The organism is Chryseobacterium sp. MMO-72 (assembly GCF_037146035.1).
Taxonomy (GTDB): domain Bacteria; phylum Bacteroidota; class Bacteroidia; order Flavobacteriales; family Weeksellaceae; genus Chryseobacterium; species Chryseobacterium indicum.
On record NZ_JBBCWG010000027.1, the window covers coordinates 1 to 18526 of the forward strand.

The 18526-nt window shown below is 35.8% G+C and carries 19 protein-coding genes; 13 read left to right on the plus strand and 6 right to left on the minus strand.

The window, feature by feature from the left end; genetic code table 11:
* Positions 1-312 precede the first annotated feature (312 nt).
* The 8 genes from WFH39_RS20980 (at position 313) to WFH39_RS21015 (ending at position 8095) form a co-directional block, all read left to right on the plus strand.
* Complete coding sequence (locus tag WFH39_RS20980) at positions 313-1662, plus strand: alpha-amylase family glycosyl hydrolase (RefSeq protein WP_336691342.1); 1350 nt, start codon at positions 313-315, stop codon at positions 1660-1662.
* 341 nt (positions 1663-2003) lie between these two features.
* Positions 2004-2444 (plus strand): hypothetical protein, encoded by a 441-nt coding sequence (locus tag WFH39_RS20985; RefSeq protein WP_336691343.1) that lies wholly within the window; start codon positions 2004-2006, stop codon positions 2442-2444.
* A 114-nt stretch (positions 2445-2558) separates the two neighbouring features.
* The gene (locus WFH39_RS20990) at positions 2559-3353 is read left to right on the plus strand and encodes a thymidylate synthase (RefSeq protein WP_336691344.1); all 795 of its coding nucleotides are present in this window, start codon (positions 2559-2561) and stop codon (positions 3351-3353) included.
* A gap of 44 nt (positions 3354-3397) precedes the next feature.
* The gene (locus WFH39_RS20995; RefSeq protein ID WP_336691345.1) at positions 3398-3640 is read left to right on the plus strand and encodes a hypothetical protein; all 243 of its coding nucleotides are present in this window, start codon (positions 3398-3400) and stop codon (positions 3638-3640) included.
* Positions 3637-3942, plus strand: a complete 306-nt coding sequence (locus WFH39_RS21000; RefSeq protein WP_336691346.1) for a hypothetical protein — start codon at positions 3637-3639, stop codon at positions 3940-3942. Before WFH39_RS20995 ends, WFH39_RS21000 begins: the two co-directional genes overlap by 4 nt.
* A gap of 81 nt (positions 3943-4023) precedes the next feature.
* The gene (locus WFH39_RS21005; RefSeq protein WP_336691347.1) at positions 4024-5343 is read left to right on the plus strand and encodes a serine hydrolase domain-containing protein; all 1320 of its coding nucleotides are present in this window, start codon (positions 4024-4026) and stop codon (positions 5341-5343) included.
* Between the two features lie 4 nt (positions 5344-5347).
* Complete coding sequence (locus tag WFH39_RS21010) at positions 5348-5566, plus strand: hypothetical protein (RefSeq protein ID WP_235129952.1); 219 nt, start codon at positions 5348-5350, stop codon at positions 5564-5566.
* A gap of 15 nt (positions 5567-5581) precedes the next feature.
* On the plus strand, positions 5582-8095 hold the full coding sequence (locus WFH39_RS21015; RefSeq protein WP_336691348.1) for a M1 family metallopeptidase: 2514 nt from the start codon (positions 5582-5584) through the stop codon (positions 8093-8095).
* Between the two features lie 274 nt (positions 8096-8369).
* On the opposite strand, the gene WFH39_RS21020 is transcribed toward WFH39_RS21015, so the two are convergent.
* On the minus strand, positions 8370-9002 hold the full coding sequence (locus tag WFH39_RS21020) for a hypothetical protein (protein WP_336691349.1): 633 nt from the start codon (positions 9000-9002) through the stop codon (positions 8370-8372).
* A gap of 107 nt (positions 9003-9109) precedes the next feature.
* Between WFH39_RS21020 and lipA the strand changes: the two genes are divergently transcribed.
* On the plus strand, positions 9110-9976 hold the full coding sequence (gene lipA / locus WFH39_RS21025; RefSeq protein ID WP_087709078.1) for a lipoyl synthase: 867 nt from the start codon (positions 9110-9112) through the stop codon (positions 9974-9976).
* Positions 9977-10035: 59 nt separating this feature from the next.
* Here lipA and WFH39_RS21030 read toward each other — a convergent pair whose 3' ends face one another.
* The 4 genes from WFH39_RS21030 to WFH39_RS21045 form a co-directional block, all read right to left on the minus strand.
* Entirely contained in the window at positions 10036-10575 is a 540-nt protein-coding gene (locus tag WFH39_RS21030; RefSeq protein WP_214590492.1) for a lipocalin family protein, read from the minus strand.
* Between the two features lie 273 nt (positions 10576-10848).
* Entirely contained in the window at positions 10849-11583 is a 735-nt protein-coding gene (locus tag WFH39_RS21035) for a LytR/AlgR family response regulator transcription factor (protein ID WP_116096214.1), read from the minus strand.
* Positions 11584-11627: 44 nt separating this feature from the next.
* Positions 11628-12344: a hypothetical protein gene (locus WFH39_RS21040; protein WP_336691350.1), complete on the minus strand. Its 717-nt coding sequence runs from the start codon at positions 12342-12344 to the stop codon at positions 11628-11630.
* Positions 12345-12351: 7 nt separating this feature from the next.
* Entirely contained in the window at positions 12352-14130 is a 1779-nt protein-coding gene (locus tag WFH39_RS21045; RefSeq protein WP_336691351.1) for a tetratricopeptide repeat-containing sensor histidine kinase, read from the minus strand.
* A 130-nt stretch (positions 14131-14260) separates the two neighbouring features.
* On the opposite strand from WFH39_RS21045, the gene WFH39_RS21050 reads away from it, so the two are divergent.
* From WFH39_RS21050 to WFH39_RS21065, 4 genes are all read left to right on the plus strand, one after another.
* Complete coding sequence (locus tag WFH39_RS21050; protein WP_336691352.1) at positions 14261-15646, plus strand: vWA domain-containing protein; 1386 nt, start codon at positions 14261-14263, stop codon at positions 15644-15646.
* 123 nt (positions 15647-15769) lie between these two features.
* On the plus strand, positions 15770-16123 hold the full coding sequence (locus tag WFH39_RS21055) for a hypothetical protein (protein WP_336691353.1): 354 nt from the start codon (positions 15770-15772) through the stop codon (positions 16121-16123).
* Positions 16124-16387: 264 nt separating this feature from the next.
* Complete coding sequence (locus WFH39_RS21060; RefSeq protein ID WP_336691354.1) at positions 16388-17062, plus strand: SIMPL domain-containing protein; 675 nt, start codon at positions 16388-16390, stop codon at positions 17060-17062.
* Between the two features lie 11 nt (positions 17063-17073).
* The gene (locus WFH39_RS21065) at positions 17074-18258 is read left to right on the plus strand and encodes a VWA domain-containing protein (RefSeq protein WP_336691355.1); all 1185 of its coding nucleotides are present in this window, start codon (positions 17074-17076) and stop codon (positions 18256-18258) included.
* A gap of 23 nt (positions 18259-18281) precedes the next feature.
* On the opposite strand, the gene WFH39_RS21070 is transcribed toward WFH39_RS21065, so the two are convergent.
* A partial coding sequence (locus tag WFH39_RS21070) for a hypothetical protein (protein ID WP_336691356.1) occupies positions 18282-18526 on the minus strand: 245 nt, incomplete at its 5' end.

Sequence of the window (18526 nt, forward strand, 5' to 3'; positions counted from 1 at the left end):
ATGACTTCTAAAATAGTTTTATCATCATCAAAAATCAAAATTTTCTTCTTATTCATATATACTTAACTTTAGTTAGGGGTTACATTTTTTTATAACTGATTGATGTAATCTCGCGGCAGCTTCGCTGCCGCGCCGAAAAAAACGAAAAGAGCTCAGACATGCCGCTCAATCACGGCTAGGATTTCGGGCTTTCGATCAAAATAGGTCAGAATACAGCTTATTGCATACTTTAATTTCATTTTCTGTACAAAAATAGAGACTCAGATTTCCTTTTTTCCGATCACAATCCCTATTTTTGTTAAAAGAGAATTAATGAAAAAATTAATTTTAATCGCTGCGATAGGTTTGGGAATCGTTTCCTGTACCACGCAAAAAGCTGCAAAAAACATGATGGATTTACCTAAGGACTGGAAACACACTACCAACATTTACGAAGTAAACGTAAGACAATATACAAAAGAAGGAACCTTCAGAGCATTTGAAAAAGAAATGCCGAGACTCAAATCAATGGGCGTAAAAACACTTTGGTTCATGCCAATCACTCCGATTGCACAGCAAAATAAAAAAGGAAGTCTGGGAAGTCCTTATGCCGCATCGGATTACACCTCCATTAATCCCGAATTCGGCACACTGAATGATTTCAAACACATGGTGAACGAAGCGCACCGATTAGGCTTTAAAGTAATCATAGACTGGGTTGCGAACCATACAGGCTGGGATCATATCTGGACAAAAACCCATCCCGAATTTTACCTGAAAGATCTGGACGGAAAATTTCATATCGCTTCCGGAATGGATGACATTATAGAACTGGATTACAAAAATCCGGAAATGCGTCTGGCAATGATTGATGCCATGAAATACTGGGTGAAAGAAACCAATATTGATGGCTTCCGTTGCGATCTTGCTTCCTGGGTTGAAGTAGATTTCTGGCAGCAGGCGCGTCCTGAAGTAGAAAAAATAAAACCCCTTTTCTGGCTTGGAGAATTCGATGAACTCGAAAGTCCGGAATACGGAAAAGTTTTTGATGCAAGCTACTCATGGAAATGGATGCACAAATCTGCAGATTATTACAAAAAAAATGAACCGCTTTCAGAACTTACGGATCTTCTGAGAAAATACTCTGCAATTGGAGACAATTCGATGAGAGCGTGGTTTACAACCAATCACGACGAAAACTCATGGAACGGAACAGAATATGAAAAATATGGAGTGATCACAAAACCGATGGCTGTATTCTCTGCAACCTGGAATGGCGTTCCGTTGTTATATTCAGGTCAGGAATTACCCAACATGAAACGTCTGGAATTTTTTGAAAAAGATGTCATCAAATGGAGCAACGTGTATCAGAACGCAGATTTTTATAAGACCCTTCTCAACCTGAAATCTTCAAATCCTGCATTAAGAGGAGGCGATTCTAATGTTACCACGTATCTTCTCAACACAACCGCTAACGACAAAATTTTAGCATATATAAGGAAAAACGGAAACAATGAAGTTTTAGTGGTTCTCAATATGTCCAAAGATCCTGTAAATTTCTCTATTGAAGACGAACATCTTTCAGGAAACTTTAAAAATGTTTTTGAAAAGACAAAACGCGACTTTAGCAGCGGAAAAGATTTTAATTTCAAACCCGGAGATTATGCGGTTTTTGAAAAATAGATTCCTGTAAAATCTCCGCTTCTTGGGCGGAGATTTAACTTTAATGAGCATGTTTTAAACTTAATTTACTTCGTTTTATTTGTTTAAGATATGTTAGGAGATAAAAAGTCTGTTTAAACTTTTATTTAACCGCAAAAGCCACAAAAGATCTACTAATTTTTATTTAAAGTTGATCATTATCAATGAAAAAGCTCACCATAGTTTTTTAAAATCTTTGATTTTTATTCTTTTGAGTGCTTTGATTATTCTGGAAATTCGCTTTAACATTATCTTTTGTCCCTTTTGCGGTTAATTCTGAAATTAGTTTAAACAAGTTTAAAATATAAAATGAAATTCTGTAGATGGAAAAATCAAAAATATTAGAAGCGGTAAAAAGCAGAATTGCTGAAAAAATTCAGAAATTTGAAAAACTGATCGAAGAAACACGCGCTTCAAATAACGACACCAAAAGTTCAATGGGCGATAAATATGAAACCGGACGCGAGATGCTTCAGCAGGAAATCAATAATCTACAAAGACAACTTAATGAATCTTTAAATCAGCAATCCATCATTCAGAAAATATCATCAGATCCATCATCAAAGGTGCAAAACGGAGCTTTGGTAAAAACAGATAAAGGTCTTTTCTACATTTCTGCATCGGCGGGAGAAATAATAGTAGACCAACAGAAAATAATGACGGTTTCGGCAGAATCACCGCTGGCAAAAGCAATGTACGGACTAACTGAAAACCAGAATTTTTCTGTTAATAATGTCGGTCAGAAAATTGTAAAAGTATGGTGAGATTTATTTGAATCATGAAATCTGTGTACAGTCATTACTACTTTTTTCCTAACTTATGATAACAGAAAATCGGTAAGATTTTTCTAAATTTGAACCTCAAAATAATCCTTCAACATGCAAAATTACCTAGACCTTTTACAGCATATTTTAGACAACGGAACCGATAAGACCGACAGAACCGGAACCGGAACGAGGAGTGTTTTCGGTTATCAGTTAAGATATGATCTGTCTGAAGGTTTTCCTTTGGTAACCACCAAAAAAGTGCATTTGAAATCCATTATTTATGAACTGCTTTGGTTTCTGAAAGGAGACACGAACATCAAATATCTGAAGGACAACGGAGTTTCAATCTGGGACGAATGGGCAGATGAAAATGGAGATCTTGGACCGGTTTACGGAGCGCAGTGGAGAAGCTGGAACGGAGCAGATGGAAAAATCGTGGATCAGATTACCGATGTTATTGATCAGATCAAAAAAAATCCGGATTCCAGAAGACTTATCGTTTCCGCATGGAATGTTGCCGAAATCCCGAACATGGCTTTAGCGCCTTGTCATGCCTTATTCCAGTTTTATGTGGCAGATGGAAAACTTTCGCTTCAGTTGTACCAGAGAAGTGCCGATGTTTTTCTGGGGGTTCCCTTTAACATTGCAAGCTATGCGTTATTGCTGATGATGGTGGCGCAGGTTTGCGATCTGGAAGTTGGAGATTATGTTCACAGTTTTGGAGATGTTCATATTTATAACAACCATTTTGAACAGGTTAAAAAACAGCTTTCCAGAGAACCCAGACCGCTTCCAACCATGAAGTTGAATCCTGAAATTAAAGATATTTTCAGTTTCGATTTTGAAGATTTTACGCTGGAAAATTATGATCCGCATCCGGGAATTAAAGCGCCTGTTGCAATTTAAAATGTTGCCATAATTTCATTAACTTTGATCTAAATTCAAAATGTATGGAAATTAAAATCAGTTTAGACGAATATGCAGATGTGGCTTTCATTAAAAAACTTTTGTCGCAGATAAAAGGTATTACCCATATTGAAGTTTCAGAAGATCATAAAACCTATTCCCGGGAAGAAATTGAAAGTTCCGAATATTTTGCAAAAGTTATGGAGCAAAGTGAGAATGATTATAAAAACGGGAAAACTCAGGAATTGACAGATGATTTATTAAATGAAATTTTTCATAAAAAATGAAAATAACAATTTCAGAAACAGCGAGAATATCGTTGATTGAAATTATTGATTTTCTAAATGCCAAATGGACTGCAAAAGAAATTGCCGTTTTAGAAAACGATATTAAAAAATTCAGGCAGACAATGATGGATAATATTGTAAAACATCCATCTTTAGAAAATTTTCCTGATATAAAGTATATCCTTATCGGCAGGAATCAGATTAAGATGATGTATGAAATTAAAGCAGATGAAATAGTTATTAAATTATTCTGGCATTGCAGGCAAAATCCAGTAAGACTAAAATATTTTCTCAGTAAATAAAGAATAAAGTGAAGCCGAAAACTTCACTTTTTTTGTAACATCTCCTGAAATTTTTCAACTCATTCAGCAAATCTCAAAAGTATGTTGAAAAAGTTACTTTTCCTGTCTGTCATCAGTCTTTCAACGACTGCATTTTCTCAGGCTAATGTGAAGCAAAAATTAGCCGCTTACATAGATTCTTTGTATGTACATCATAAAGTGATGGGGAGCTTTGCCTTTGCCGAAAACGATCGTCCTACATTTATAAAAGTTGTCGGATTTGCAGACGTGGAGAAAAATCAGAAAGCAAATGTCAATACACAATACAGGATCGGATCAATCAGTAAAACATTTACTGCCGTTTTAATTATGAAAGCTTTTGAGGAAAAAAAGATTTCCTTAGATCAGAAACTTTCTGAATTTTATCCTGAGATCCCAAATGCCGAAAATATTTCCATCGAAAATTTACTGCAGCACAGAACAGGAATTCATAATCTGACCAGTGAAGCAGAATTTTGGCAGTACAACACCAAACCTCAAACAGAAAGCAGCTTAATCAGCATTATAAAAAAATACAAAAGCGATTTTGAACCCGGTTCAAAACACGAATACAGCAATTCCAATTACATTCTGCTCGGTTTTATTCTCGAAAAAATTTACAAAAAACCGTATGCTGTTTTGCTGAAAGATAAAATTACAAAACCTTTAAAATTAACGCTTACAGAAGTTGGAGGAAAAATAGATCCATCGAAAGATCAGGCAAAAGCGTATCAATACATCGACGGAAAATATGTGGCTTCATCCGAAACAGATATGAGTATTCCGATCGGTGCAGGAAATATCATCTCTACTCCAAGAGATCTCCTCACTTTCATTCTTGGTCTTGAAAACGGAAAATTAGTGAAGAAATCCAGCCTTGAAAAAATGAAAACTTTTGTGGATGATTACGGATATGGCTTGGTGAAAGTTCCTTTCGACAAATATTCGGGATTTGGTCATACCGGAGGAATAGACAACTTCAGTTCCGCATTATTTTATTTTCCGGATCTGAAAATTGCCACCGCTTTCAGCACCAATCAGTCGGAAATGGATACCAATGACATTTCCATTAAAATGATTGAAACAGCCATGGGAAAAGATTTCCAAATGCCCAATTTCAAAACCTATGAAATTTCCGAGAATGATCTTCAGAAATTTACAGGAACTTATTCAAGCAAAGATGTTCCTTTAAAGATTACCATTTTTATCGAAGATAAAAAACTGATGGCTCAGGCAACAGGACAAAGTGCATTCCCTTTAGAAGCAATTTCCGAGACAAGCTTTAAATTTGATATGGCAGGAATTGTGATCGATTTCTATCCGGCAAAAAAACAGTTTGTCATTATTCAGGGAGGAACAAAAAATACGTTTACAAAAGAATAAAACAATGAAATATTTAAAAATAAACACTGAAGAAACTGCCGATCTTGAAGCACTTAAAAATGCAATTCTTCAGATGAAAGGCGTAGAATCTATAGAAATTATCGACGACGAAAATCCGGAAAGTGAGCTGAAAAAGGCATTTGCCAAAACCAAAGAACAGTTCAAAAAAGGAGATTACGAAACATTGGTAAACGATATTTTTGATATTTTAACTAAAAAATAATTTAAGAAAGAAATAATGAAAAAAGCCATTTTATCGATTGCTTTACTGGGCGGAATTTTATTTTCCGCAAATGCAGCCGCACAAACCGAAACTTCGGGAAGAGAAAAAGTATACAGAGCCACTCATACCAAAGTAACGGAGCTGAAACACACGAAGCTTAAAGTAAATTTCGATTATCAGAAAGAACAGATGAACGGGGAAGAATGGCTTACAGCCGCACCTTTTTTCTATCCGACCAACGAACTGACGCTTGATGCAAAAGGAATGCTGATCCATGAAGTAGCGTTGGATATCAATGGAAAAAAATCTCCTTTAAAATATGATTATAAGGATGATGTTTTAAAAATTACTTTAGACAAAACCTATCAGAAAAATCAGGATTACACAGTTTACATCAAATATACAGCACGTCCGAATGAAGTAAAGCAGGAGGGAAGCATGGCAATTAGTGATGCAAAAGGTCTGTATTTCATTAATGCACAGGGAACAGATCCGGATAAACCAACGCAGATCTGGACGCAGGGTGAAACGGAATCTTCTTCAGCCTGGTTCCCGACCATAGATAAATCCAACCAGAAAACAACACAGGAAATTTACATGACGGTTCCTGATAAATACGTAACCCTTTCCAACGGATTGCTGAAAGATTCCCAAAAAGAAGCAAACGGTTTAAGAACCGATCATTGGGTGATGGATAAAAGACATTCCACCTATCTTTTCTTCATGGGAGTAGGAGAGTACGCTATTGTGAAGGATAAATGGAGAAATATAGCAGTTGATTATTATATTGAGAAAGAATACGAACCGTATGCAAAACAGATCTACGGAAACACACCGGAAATGATCGAGTTTTTCTCTAAAAAGTTAGGCTACGATTTCCCATGGTCAAAATACGCTCAGATTTCCGGAAGAGATTATGTGAGCGGAGCGATGGAAAATACTACGGCAACTTTACACGGAAGTGATATTTTACAGAAACCGGGACAGCTCATCGACGAAAATACATGGGAAGATACCATTGCCCACGAATTGTTTCACCAATGGTTCGGGGATCTCGTAACGGCAGAAAGCTGGAGCAATCTTACGGTAAACGAATCTTTCGCCAATTATTCCGAATACCTTTGGAACGAATACAAATACGGAAAAGATCAGGCAGATTATCACCAGATGAAAGATGTCAATATGTACCTTACAACGCCGGGAAATTTTGATAAAGATCTCGTCCGCTTCAATTATGATTCCCGTGAAGATGTTTTCGATTTGGTAACGTACCAGAAAGGAGGCGGAATTCTTCATATGTTGAGAAATTATCTGGGAGATGATGCTTTCTTCGCAGGAATGAACGATTATCTGAAGACCTACGAATATCAAAACGGAGAAGCACATCAATTAAGATTATCTTTCGAAAAAGTTTCGGGAAGAGATCTGAACTGGTTCTTCAATCAGTGGTATTTTGGGCACGGAAATCCTAAAATTAAATATTCTTACACGTTCGAACCAGTTAAAAAACAAATTGCCGTAACCATAGAACAGACACAGGAACAGCCGTTCCAGTTTCCTCTGGCAATCGATGTGTATGATAACGGAAAACCGAAAAGATATAATGTTTGGATAAATGCAGAAGCAAAAAACACCTTCAATTTTGATGTTTCTAAAAATGCAGATCTGGTAAATATTAATGCCGACGGAATTTTGGTGGCAGACATTACGGATACCAAAACACCGGAGCAATATGCAATGCAGTATGCGGGATCAAAAGAATTTAAAAGCAGATATCTTGCGCTGAGCGGAATTAAAGATCAGGTGGGAAAAAATCCGGCTGCTACAAAATTATTGGCAGCCGCTCTTAAAGATCCGTTCTTCAGAACGAGAATAAAAGCTTTGCAGTTAATGGATTTATCAAATCCTGAGCAATTTAAAGCGATGGGAGCAGAAGTAGAAAAATTAGCTTCCAATGATCCTAAAACTTTAGTACAGGCTGCAGCGATTTCGGCTTTGGCAAAAACGAAGGATAAAAAATACCTTCCGGTTTTCGAAAAAGGAGTTAATGCCGTTTCAAACGCGGTAAAAGGAAGCTCGGTGAGTGCTATTGTTGAAATCGATCCGGCAAGAGCAAGTACTTTAGCCGATAAGATTGATCTGGAAGGCGCTCCTGAAAATTTATTGAGTAAGCTGTTACCAATTATCGTTAAAAATAAAGTAACTTCACAAATGCCGAACATTGCGCAGATGGCAGCATTTTATCCATTCCTTAAATTCCAGAATCCTGAATTGGGAAAAAGTGCGGAAGAAGGCTACAACTGGATCATGAGTTCTGATAATCTGAAAGCGACAGAAAGCATCACCAAAATGCTGAATCAGGCAAAAGGACAGATTGGAAACAATCCTCAGGCGAAAATGATGATCTCCCAAATGCTGAAAGACGGTCTTGCCAAAAAAATGGAACTTCTGAAACAGAATCCTCAAAATGCAGCAAGCATCAATAAGCAAATCGATGCGATTAACAAATCCATTGAAGATTTTAAATAACCTTTGAAAATTATATTGAAGTTGTTTAACTAGCTTTAAATTTAACCTCAAAAGAGACAAAAAGACTTTATTGGATTTATGTAAAGTATTTCAAATGTCTGCAAAGAGAAAAAATCTTTGATTTTTTAAAATTTATGTTCTCTTTTTTTCATTGAATGATTAAACTTAAGAAACTAAAGTGTTTAAGTCTTTTGCTTCTTTTGTGGTAAAAAAGTTTAAACAAGTTTATTAAAAAAGCACTTCTGCAAAGAGGTGCTTTTTTACTTTAATATCATCAGATGTAAATCTTTTCCTTTGTTTTGGGAATCAGAATTTCTCTTCTTTTTTCCTGATTTCTGTTTTGCAGATTGATTTTCATTCCTTTTTTAATGAAAACTTCTTTCTTCGAATTTCCGTATTCTTTTTTGTTAACGACTTCCTTTTCATAAATGATCTTACCTGTGGAAAGATTAAAATCTACTGTTGTCCAATATTCTTCAGGTTTTCCGCTTTCAGAGAAAAAGCCTATCAGTTCAAAATGACCGTTTTGAAATCTGTACTTGTCTGTACCTCCCCATTTCCAACTGCTTCCGCCGTAATGGCTAATTTCCAGAATTCCGTTTTTTATCTCGGTTCCCTGATACGGATCGCCCATCATTCCACCGTCTTTACTGCCCAGAATTGCTTTTTGGGATTTCTCCAAAACAGTCCATTTATTATTTACCTTCTTCAGAATCTGAATTTCGCGGAGGTCTCCGGAATCGTCGTTGGTCGGAATATCATAAACTATTACTTTTTCAGGGATTTTATCTCCGTCAAGATCACCCTCAACAGTTTCATTGATTTTAGAATTTTTTGGCTGAAACTCTTTCTGCGCAAAACAGAATGTGCTGAAAATAAGGGCTGCAATGCAGAATGTAGTCTTCATAAAATATTTTGTACTCTAAAATTACGAAATTATGTGTTTCATCAATGCGCGTCTTTGATTGTTTCGATAAAAAAATCACTAACTTTGAACCTCAATTTGAGAAATAAATGGAGAATTTAGTTCAGGATACTACCGTTCAGAAACCAAAATGGATTCGTGTAAAACTTCCTACCGGAAAAAACTACCGAGAACTGAGAACTTTGGTTGATAAATATAAATTAAATACCATTTGCCAGAGCGGAAGCTGTCCGAATATGGGCGAATGTTGGGGAGAAGGAACAGCTACTTTCATGATCCTTGGAAATATCTGTACTCGAAGCTGCGGATTTTGCGGGGTAAAAACCGGAAAACCGATGGATGTAAACTGGGACGAACCTGAAAAAGTGGCACGTTCTATTAAATTAATGAAGATCAAGCACGCTGTTTTAACGTCTGTAGACCGTGATGATCTGAAAGATATGGGATCTATTCTCTGGGCAGAAACCGTAAATGCAGTAAGAAGAATTTCTCCGGGAACTACGATGGAAACTCTAATTCCGGACTTTCAGGGGATCACAAAACACATCGACAGATTGGTAGATGTAGCTCCGGAAGTAATTTCTCACAATATGGAAACGGTAAAACGTCTGACGAGAGAAGTGAGAATTCAGGCAAAATATGAAAGAAGCCTTGAGGTTTTAAGATATTTAAAAGAAGCAGGACAGAGAAGAACGAAAACAGGTGTAATGCTTGGTTTAGGAGAAACTAAAGATGAGGTTTTCCAGACGATTGAAGACATCAGAAATGCAAATGTAGATGTAATTACTTTAGGACAGTATTTGCAGCCTACAAAAAAACACCTTCCTGTAAAGAAATTCATTACTCCTGAAGAATTTGATGAATTTGGGGATTTTGCAAGAAGTTTAGGATTCAGGCATGTTGAAAGTTCGCCTTTGGTAAGAAGTTCTTATCACGCAGAAAAACATATTCATTAAAATAAAAAATCGCTCTGTTTTCGGAGCGATTTTTATTTTGTCTGATATTTTAATTCAGATTAATTATGCTTAACCCAGATTAATTTATCTGTATTATAACCTATATTTTTTGCTTTTTCTAAAAATCTCTGACGGATGCTTTCAGGGATTTCTTTTGTTCGGGACAGAATCCAAAGATATTCCAGATTATTTCCCATGATCAGGGCGTACTGATAATTATCGTCAATATCCACTACATTATATCCTGCCCAAAACGGCTTAAAAAAAGAAACTTTCAGGCGTGCTTCATCTTCTTTTCCTACGAATCGTGCTTCACCAATAGATTCTTTCCATTCTTTTTTAACGTAGTTGTAGCCTTTGTTATCTACTTTTATGGTTCCGTTTGGATTTTTAGAGTAGGTTGCCGTTACATTATCCATATTTTTCTCGAATTTGTAATCGAAACGGGCTATTTCATACCATGTTCCCAAATATTTATCGGCTTTAAAATTCTGTACAGCCGTTGCTCCTTTGGGAATCCCTACCGAACAGGAATTGATAATAAATAATCCTAAAATACCCAAAGAAACAGGGATGGCTATTTTCTGAAAAGTTTTCATTATAAGATATTTTTAAGTAGAATGGATTCTTCAAAAATGATGCCTGAAAGTTTAATGGATGACTTTAATTTTTAAACTCTACTCTTCGATTTCACTTAAACTAAGATCATAAAAAATGAGATCTTCAATTTTATCTGAATACTTTTGTTTTAATGCTGAATCTTTGCAGCCCGACTTGAACGGAGCTCTTTTTGTGAAACAAAAAAGCGGGAGCGGAAGACTTAAATGAGAGAAAAATAAAGGCTTTTATCGAAATTTTAAGCTGCCCAAAAATCAAGAGAAAACTTTCAGGAAATTGTCTTTGAAACTTCCGGAAACTTCAATTTCCGTATGGTCGGAAAGAGTTACGGTTCCGCTTTTGTGGTAAGATTTCACAAAACCGGTATTGATGATATGGGAACGATGAACCCTCACAAAAGGATTTTCCAGCAGATCATCAAAATGTTTTAAAAAACGGCAGACCATTTTTTTAGAACCATCGGTAAGATACACCTGTGTGAAATTTCCATCCGCCTGAAGTCTCACAATGTCTTCCGTTTTCACAACATCAAAGCCTTGTAAAGTCGGGAGAATCAACTGTTGTTTTTCGGGTTTTAATTTTAAATTTTCGAGGAGGATTTTATTCCGGTTGAGTTCTTCTTTGCTTTCCAGACTTTCTGCCACTTTATTAACTGCTAAAATAAGTTCCTGAATGTCAATTGGTTTTAAAATATAATAACTCGCAGATTTATTAAGAGCCTGCAAAGAATATTGAGAAAATGCCGTGATAAAAATCGTTTCATAGGAAAATTCTTTGGTCGCTTCCAAAACATCAAAAGCATTTCCGAAAGGCATTTCAACGTCCAGAAAAACCAGTTGAGGCTGTTTTTCGGCAATCAACGGAACGGCTTCTTTGATATTTTCCGCTTCCCCTAAAATTTCGACCTGCGGACAGTATTTTGTAAGATAATTCCTCAGAACATCTCTTGCAATCAATTCATCATCAACAATGACGGCTTTTATTTTCATATTTTTTAGGTTTTAGGTGGCAGATTTTAGGTTGCAGGAAAGAACTATTGATATTTTCCGTTGGAGAATTTTAAAGTTTTGTAGGTTGTTTTTGAGGTTTCAAAGTCTTTGCAATCTCCGTTAACCGGTTTTGTTCTTCTCTTTATATGTTGAGTTTTTATGACAAGATCCGTAAAATTAGCGGTTGTTTTTTTGTCGAGATCTATTGTGGAAGTGGTCTCATGAAACTCTCCTGCACATCTTGTGTCCCATTCTCCGCCGTATGAATACACTTCGAATCTGTTCAGAATTTTTTTCAGGCTTCCGTTTTCCCTGTAAAAAAGAGAAAGCTCTTCTGTTGAATAAGGATTCGGCTGGCTTTGTCCCCGAAAGCTGACTCTGATTCCGAAAGCACGGATGTCTTTATTGACTGTATATAAACCCGTATCAATTGTTATTCCGCTTATTCCAATCGCATCCGAAGTAATTTCTTCAGGATCGTAATACTTATTTTTAATATTGCCTTTTTCGTCTGTAATCAGGATGTAATTTCTTACAGTATACATTCCTTCATCTTCCTGTCCATCGAAAATAGGCAATACAACAATATAAGAATCTTTCTCATTCGGCATTTTCTTTTCTGCGTAAAATTCTGTTCTGATCTGTGATTTCTTTATTTTCAGTGCTTTAACAACAGTTTCAAAACGGGCAGAATTGATTTCCTGTCCGAACATCATGAAAGATGATATTAGAAATACAAAAGCTAAAATTTTTCTCTTCATTGGGTTGTTACAATACATTTAATTTCAAAATAACCAAAACACCTGAATTATTTTCTTTATCTTTCACCGTGCAGGAAATCTCTTTTTTATAAAGATCGTTTAACAGATCGATTCTTTCGAGGGTGTTTTTCATTCCGCGACCTTTTCTGGCTTTCTGATGTTCCGTTTTCTGCTTTTTGCTTTCTTCAATCCCGATTCCGTTGTCTTCAATTATAATTTTGAGCTGTTCGGTTTCTTTTTCAAAACTAAGGTTCAAAAATCCTTTGGTTGTTCTGTAACGCAAACCATGCCATATTGCGTTTTCTAAAAATGGCTGCACCAGCATTCCCGGAACTTTGAGACTTTGCGTGTTTAAACTTTCATCTACATGAATTTCATAATTGAATTTATCGGCAAAACGTGTTTTTTCCAAAGCAAGATAATTCTGCAACAGATCCAGCTCCTGCTGAAAAGGAATGAAATCTTTGGTAGAATTTTCCATCACGCCGCGCATTAATTTAGAAAATTTGGTTAAATATTGGTTGGCTTCCAGTTCGTTATTGGTCGCAATAAAATGATTCACAGAATTTAAGCTGTTAAAAATAAAATGCGGATTCATTTCGCGGCGCAGCGACTGCAAAGCGATTTTTTTATTCTTGATCTGAACTTTTTTAAGGGTTCTGAAAATGAAGATTATCAATCCAATCAGAACAATCAATGCAAAAATCAAACTGTAGTTGAAAACATTTTTCTTGCGGATGAGTTCATCTTTTAGTTGTTTTTCCTTTTCCAGTTGAGCAATTCGCTGTTCGGTATCCTCCAGAATCTTTTCGTCGACCAGACTTTTGTCTTTTGAAACCAGATCCGGCAGTTTTCCGAGAAAATCACGGTACAATTTTACCGAAGCATCTGTATTTTCGGAAACGTTATACAAACTGTCGAGCTTTTTTACACTTTTCTGTGCTTCCAAAGTATGACCTTTTTCAAGCGCAATTCCGTAAGATTTTTTTAACAGATCAATGGCCTCTTTCGGATCATTTTTTTTGATGTAAATATCGGCAAGCTCCTGAATCTGTTCTACCTGTTTTTTAGAATTTTCTTTAACGAAATCTTCTTTTAAAACGGTCTTTTTTGCTTCAATTGCTTTGTCGAAATTTTTATTTTCAACGTAAAAATCCGTCAATTTCTGGTTGATTTCCAATGCCTGTTGCGGTGCTTCTTTTTTAGAAATTTTATAGGCATTCGTAAGATTTACTTCCGCTTTCGGAATATCATTCTGCTGAATATTGATGTCTGCCATTTGTGTGTAATTCGCAGCCAGTTCGCCTTTATCTTTTTCCTTTTCGTTAAGCTGGATATTATTCTGGATCGCTTCTTCTTTAGCTTCCGCAGAATTGACGGAAAGTCTGGTCACGTCATTGGAATTCAAGGCACGGCTTTTAGAATAACTTACTTCTGCGGCTCTGTTGTAATTGCTGATTGCCGGAGAAATTTTGTTCTGCTTTTCCTGAGACTGTGCCAGTTTTCGGCTTGCCTTTTCAATATTTGGTTTGTCGTTTAATTTTTCGTAGATATTTTTTGCTTTGGTGTAATATTCTTCACTTTTCTGAAAGTTCCCGTTGTTGAAAAACGATTCGCCAATGTTATAATAAGAATCTGCCTGTGAAGATTCGTCCTTAGTATCGACCGCTTTTTTTAATCTTTTGCTTTGCGTCTGAACTTCCTGAACAACATTACTGCTCTGGGAAAACAGGAGATTTCCCAAAAACATCAATACAAAAAGGACAAAAAGCCGGATCATTTTCATAAAACAAAGATATACATATATATAATGTACAAAAAATTATTCACCAAGTGAAATTCGTCATCCACCAAGTTTCGTATTTTCTGAGGGGTTTCTGAGGCTAAGTTTGTGGCATAATTCAAATTTAATCATCATGAAAAATTTATCTTTTTTAAACAGAAGTACATTAGTTTACCTTTTCTCTTCAACATTTCTTTTCAATATCTCAAAAGCGCAGTTAGGAGTTTCTTCTGGCTCTGTTTCCCATACGGTGAGCAACGGTCTTTCAAGTGCAAATGAAAGTGGATTTCTTAATGAAAACACGATTATTGTAGAAGATTTTATGAATTACCACAAACATCAGATTAAAATTCCGAAAAAAAATGAAGTGGCTTTAAGCATTGATTATGACAATACAATTCTGAATTCGGACGACAATTTTTTACTGCAAATCGGGCTCGCAACGCAAAATGTATCGGCTAGAGAAAACTCAAACAAAGTAAATGTTTCTCTGGTCATTGATAACAGCGGGTCTATGGGTGGCGGAAAACTTGAAAAAGTAAAAACGGCACTCAAAGTTTTTGTAAAAGGATTGAAACCCGAAGATCTCATTTCCATTGTAAAATTTGATGATACTGCGAATCTTGTTTTAAAATCATCAAAAATAAAAGATGTTGCCGGAAATTTAGATGCCATTATTGAAAGTATTTATCCTTCGGGTTCCACCAATATTCATTCGGGGATGATGATGGGCTATTCGGAAGCACAAAAACACAATACCAAAGACTACAACAGCAAAGTAATTCTTCTTACCGACGGAATGACAAATTCCGGAATTACAGATCCTGAAACAATTTTGAAACAGTCGAAAGAATTTAACGATAAAGGAATAGACATCAGTACCATCGGAGTCGGGCAACAACTGGATTTTGATCTGTTAAGGAGAATCGCCACTTACGGAAGAGGCTCCAATTATTTTATCGGAGATGCTGAAGAAGATATTCAAAAGACCTTTAAAGATGAATTGGAAAGCCTTTTATACAGTATCGGGAAAAAGCCGAAACTAACGATCAATCTTCCTGAAGGAATGACAATTAAAACATTTTACGGTTATCAGCCAAAATATATTTCTGATCATCAAATTGAAGTAGAACTTGAAAATTTAGATTGCGGACAAACCCAGATTTTCCTGATGGAAGTTGAGAAAAATGAATTAGAAAATTCTTCAATCACGGCTTCTCTGGTTTATGAAAAGAATGATGAAGTGAAAAATATTTCTTCAAAAAAAGAATATGATGAAATGACGGAAACAACTCAACGAGAATTAAAGAAAAATTTTCAGATTGCTAAAATGACGACAGCACTCAAAAAAGCGGCAAAAGATTTTTCACAAACCAATATGGAAAATAGCAAAAAATCCATGCAAAACATCATCAGTTATTATCAGTCTTTCTGCGATAAAAACGATGAAGATCTGAAGAGAATTTATAATATCGCCTTAAAATATTCATCCGGACAACGCACAAAATCTTATTATTAAATCTTTTGGGCAATTTCAATTCTTTATCAGCTCTTATATGAAAAAATTGTAATATGAAAATTGAAATTCTGTTAACAGTCAACTATTTAGCAATACATACCTTTGCTAAAACCAAACATGACTATGAAAAAACAGTTTTACTTTTTTCTTTTACCTGTATTATTCTTGCAGAGTTGTTCGTTTCTTGAACAAAACAATTTCATTGAAACCAAGATCATTTCCAGCGATCTCAATGAAAAAATTGTTTACAAATTTTATCAGACCGGACTTAATGATTACAAAGTAGATTTTTACTCGGTAGATCAGTCCGGTTCTACAAAGCTTTTTGAACATGATATCGATGATGCACATGTAACATCCGATCCGTATAATATTTCAGAAAAAAATGATGAACTCATCATCCGCACCACACTTTTCTCCGAAGTGAAAAAACTGGTCACACCAAGCGGAAAATCAATTATTCTCACCAACAGATAAACAGTTCTTTTCAGGACTGTTTTTTTTATTCATCACAAAACATTATTTTCAGCTATCATTTGCTGAACGAAGTGCCGTTGCGCACGAAGAATACTCACAATAATTTCAATGAAAATATTTGCGAACATTGCATTAAAATAATCATCATTTCCAATTTTTTTTTGATTTCACCAAGCCAAACCTTCATTTCACCAAGTCTCCCGATTTTCAGTTTTAAATCAATGTAATTTTACTATAGAAGTTTAAAATTAAAAAAATAAAATTATGAAACTGAGACATTTTTTACTGATCGGATTATTTCTGATAGGAGGTCTGATCAACGCACAGGAAACAAAGAAAAATTTCATTGAAGTAACCGGAATTGCAGAAATGGAAGTGGAACCGGATGAAATTATTTTTAATGTAGGAATTAAAGGAGATAACAAAAATCAGCTTGCCGAGAACGAAAAACAGCTTTTTGAAATCCTTAAAAACAACGGAGTAAAAAACGAAGACATCAAATTCAAATCGATGTACCAGAATATTTATTCCAAAACGAAAATTTTCACTAAGAATCTTCAGTTTAAAGTAACAAAGAAGACCGATATGGGCAATCTTTTTGAAAACCTGAACCAGAAGTGGGTTAACAACATCAACATTGCGGAAATTAAAAACACAAAAATCACAGATTTCAGAAAAACCGTAAAAATTAATGCCTTGAAAGCGGCAAAGGAAAAAGCAGACTATCTTCTGGAAAGTATGGGCAAGAGAACCGGAACTCCGCTTGAGATCGTAGAAATTGAAGACTATACCAGTGATTTGATCATGCCGATGAACTTCAGAGCAAAAGTATCCAATATCCAGCTTGAAGCAGCAAATTCTAATGTAGATTATTCTTTTGAAAATATTGATAATATTAAGCTGAAATACAGCATTAAAACAAAATACGAAATCCTTTAAAACACAAAATCATGACAGCTTTTAAAATTTTAACATTAGCAGCAGGAACCGCCGCTTTATTAAGCGCACAAAATTCGAAATTTGAGTGTAAAGAACCCGCCGTTCAGAGAACAATGGTTCAGAATATCAATTCATCTTCCGAAATGAGTATCAAAGAAAATAAAATTCAGGTTGCGCTGCTTCTGGATACTTCCAACAGTATGGACGGACTGATCGACCAGGCAAAATCCCGACTTTGGAATATCGTGAATACTTTAACTACCCTAAAATACAACGGAAAAGCGCCTCAAGTGGAAATTGCGCTCTATGAATATGGAAATGACGGTTTAAAAGACGAAAATTACATCCGACAGGTGACTCCGCTCACTCAGGATCTGGATCTGGTTTCCGAAAAACTGTTTGCTTTGAGAACCAACGGCGGAAGTGAATATTGCGGTGCTGTAATCCGCGACGCATCAATAAATCTGAAATGGGATGACAATGCCCAAAGTATGAAACTGATCTATATTGCAGGAAATGAACCTTTCGATCAGGGAAGGATTAGCTATAAAGAAGTGATTCCGAATGCGAAGAGAAAGAATATTTACACCAATACTATTTTCTGTGGAAACAGAGACGAAGGAATACAGACTTTCTGGCAAAACGGCGCTTCTTTGGGCGATGGAAAGTATTTCAATATTGACAGCGACCAGAAAGTTATTTATATAGAAACTCCCTATGATGTCAGAATTTCGGAATGCAACACCAAACTGAATGACACCTACATTTATTACGGAAGTCACGGTTCGGAATTTAAAGCCAAACAGATGCTTCAGGATAAAAATGCCGAAGTGCAGTCGGTTTCCAACGCCGTGGAAAGAACGGTCGCAAAATCTAAGAAAAATGCCTATAAAAACGATCATTGGGATTTGGTAGACCGCGCTGAAAAGGATGTAAACTTCATGTCGGACGTAAAAACGGAAGAGCTTCCTGCTGAATTGAAAGGCAAAAGCAAAGAGGAAATTAAAAAAGCTGTTGCCGAAAAATCAGCCGAGAGACAGAAAATTCAGAAAGAAATTGAAGAATTATCAGGAAAAAGACAGGCGTTCATTGATGCTGAAATGAAAAAACGCGGAAATTCAGAAGCAGATGATTTGGGAAAAGCGATTGAAAAGTCTGTTTTGGAATTGGCAAAGAAAAATGGTTATACTCTGTAACTCATTATCAGAAGAAATTAAATTTAAATATCAGAAGCGATTAAAAACTGATAACCATTAAAGTTGAATGAAGAAGAAATGTTGTTTTCAAAGTTCCGGCAGCATATATTTTGAGTGTGGTGATCCGCGGCAAAAATTGCCGCGGATTTTTCATGGTTTCGGGGGGGGGGGGGGGGGCGCCCCCCCCCACAACAAAAAAAAAAAAAAAAAGAGAAAAAAAAAATAAAATGAAAAAAGGGCGGTTGTTGGGGGATGTTGTTGATTGAGA

Coding starts and splice junctions, on each gene's coding strand:
- WFH39_RS20980 (WP_336691342.1), top strand. CDS start 313: ATGAAAAAATTAATTTTAATCGCTGCGATAGGTTTGGGAATCGTTTCC.
- WFH39_RS20985 (WP_336691343.1), top strand. CDS start 2,004: ATGGAAAAATCAAAAATATTAGAAGCGGTAAAAAGCAGAATTGCTGAA.
- WFH39_RS20990 (WP_336691344.1), top strand. CDS start 2,559: ATGCAAAATTACCTAGACCTTTTACAGCATATTTTAGACAACGGAACC.
- WFH39_RS20995 (WP_336691345.1), top strand. CDS start 3,398: ATGGAAATTAAAATCAGTTTAGACGAATATGCAGATGTGGCTTTCATT.
- WFH39_RS21000 (WP_336691346.1), top strand. CDS start 3,637: ATGAAAATAACAATTTCAGAAACAGCGAGAATATCGTTGATTGAAATT.
- WFH39_RS21005 (WP_336691347.1), top strand. CDS start 4,024: ATGTTGAAAAAGTTACTTTTCCTGTCTGTCATCAGTCTTTCAACGACT.
- WFH39_RS21010 (WP_235129952.1), top strand. CDS start 5,348: ATGAAATATTTAAAAATAAACACTGAAGAAACTGCCGATCTTGAAGCA.
- WFH39_RS21015 (WP_336691348.1), top strand. CDS start 5,582: ATGAAAAAAGCCATTTTATCGATTGCTTTACTGGGCGGAATTTTATTT.
- WFH39_RS21020 (WP_336691349.1), bottom strand. CDS start 9,002: ATGAAGACTACATTCTGCATTGCAGCCCTTATTTTCAGCACATTCTGT.
- lipA (WP_087709078.1), top strand. CDS start 9,110: ATGGAGAATTTAGTTCAGGATACTACCGTTCAGAAACCAAAATGGATT.
- WFH39_RS21030 (WP_214590492.1), bottom strand. CDS start 10,575: ATGAAAACTTTTCAGAAAATAGCCATCCCTGTTTCTTTGGGTATTTTA.
- WFH39_RS21035 (WP_116096214.1), bottom strand. CDS start 11,583: ATGAAAATAAAAGCCGTCATTGTTGATGATGAATTGATTGCAAGAGAT.
- WFH39_RS21040 (WP_336691350.1), bottom strand. CDS start 12,344: ATGAAGAGAAAAATTTTAGCTTTTGTATTTCTAATATCATCTTTCATG.
- WFH39_RS21045 (WP_336691351.1), bottom strand. CDS start 14,130: ATGAAAATGATCCGGCTTTTTGTCCTTTTTGTATTGATGTTTTTGGGA.
- WFH39_RS21050 (WP_336691352.1), top strand. CDS start 14,261: ATGAAAAATTTATCTTTTTTAAACAGAAGTACATTAGTTTACCTTTTC.
- WFH39_RS21055 (WP_336691353.1), top strand. CDS start 15,770: ATGAAAAAACAGTTTTACTTTTTTCTTTTACCTGTATTATTCTTGCAG.
- WFH39_RS21060 (WP_336691354.1), top strand. CDS start 16,388: ATGAAACTGAGACATTTTTTACTGATCGGATTATTTCTGATAGGAGGT.
- WFH39_RS21065 (WP_336691355.1), top strand. CDS start 17,074: ATGACAGCTTTTAAAATTTTAACATTAGCAGCAGGAACCGCCGCTTTA.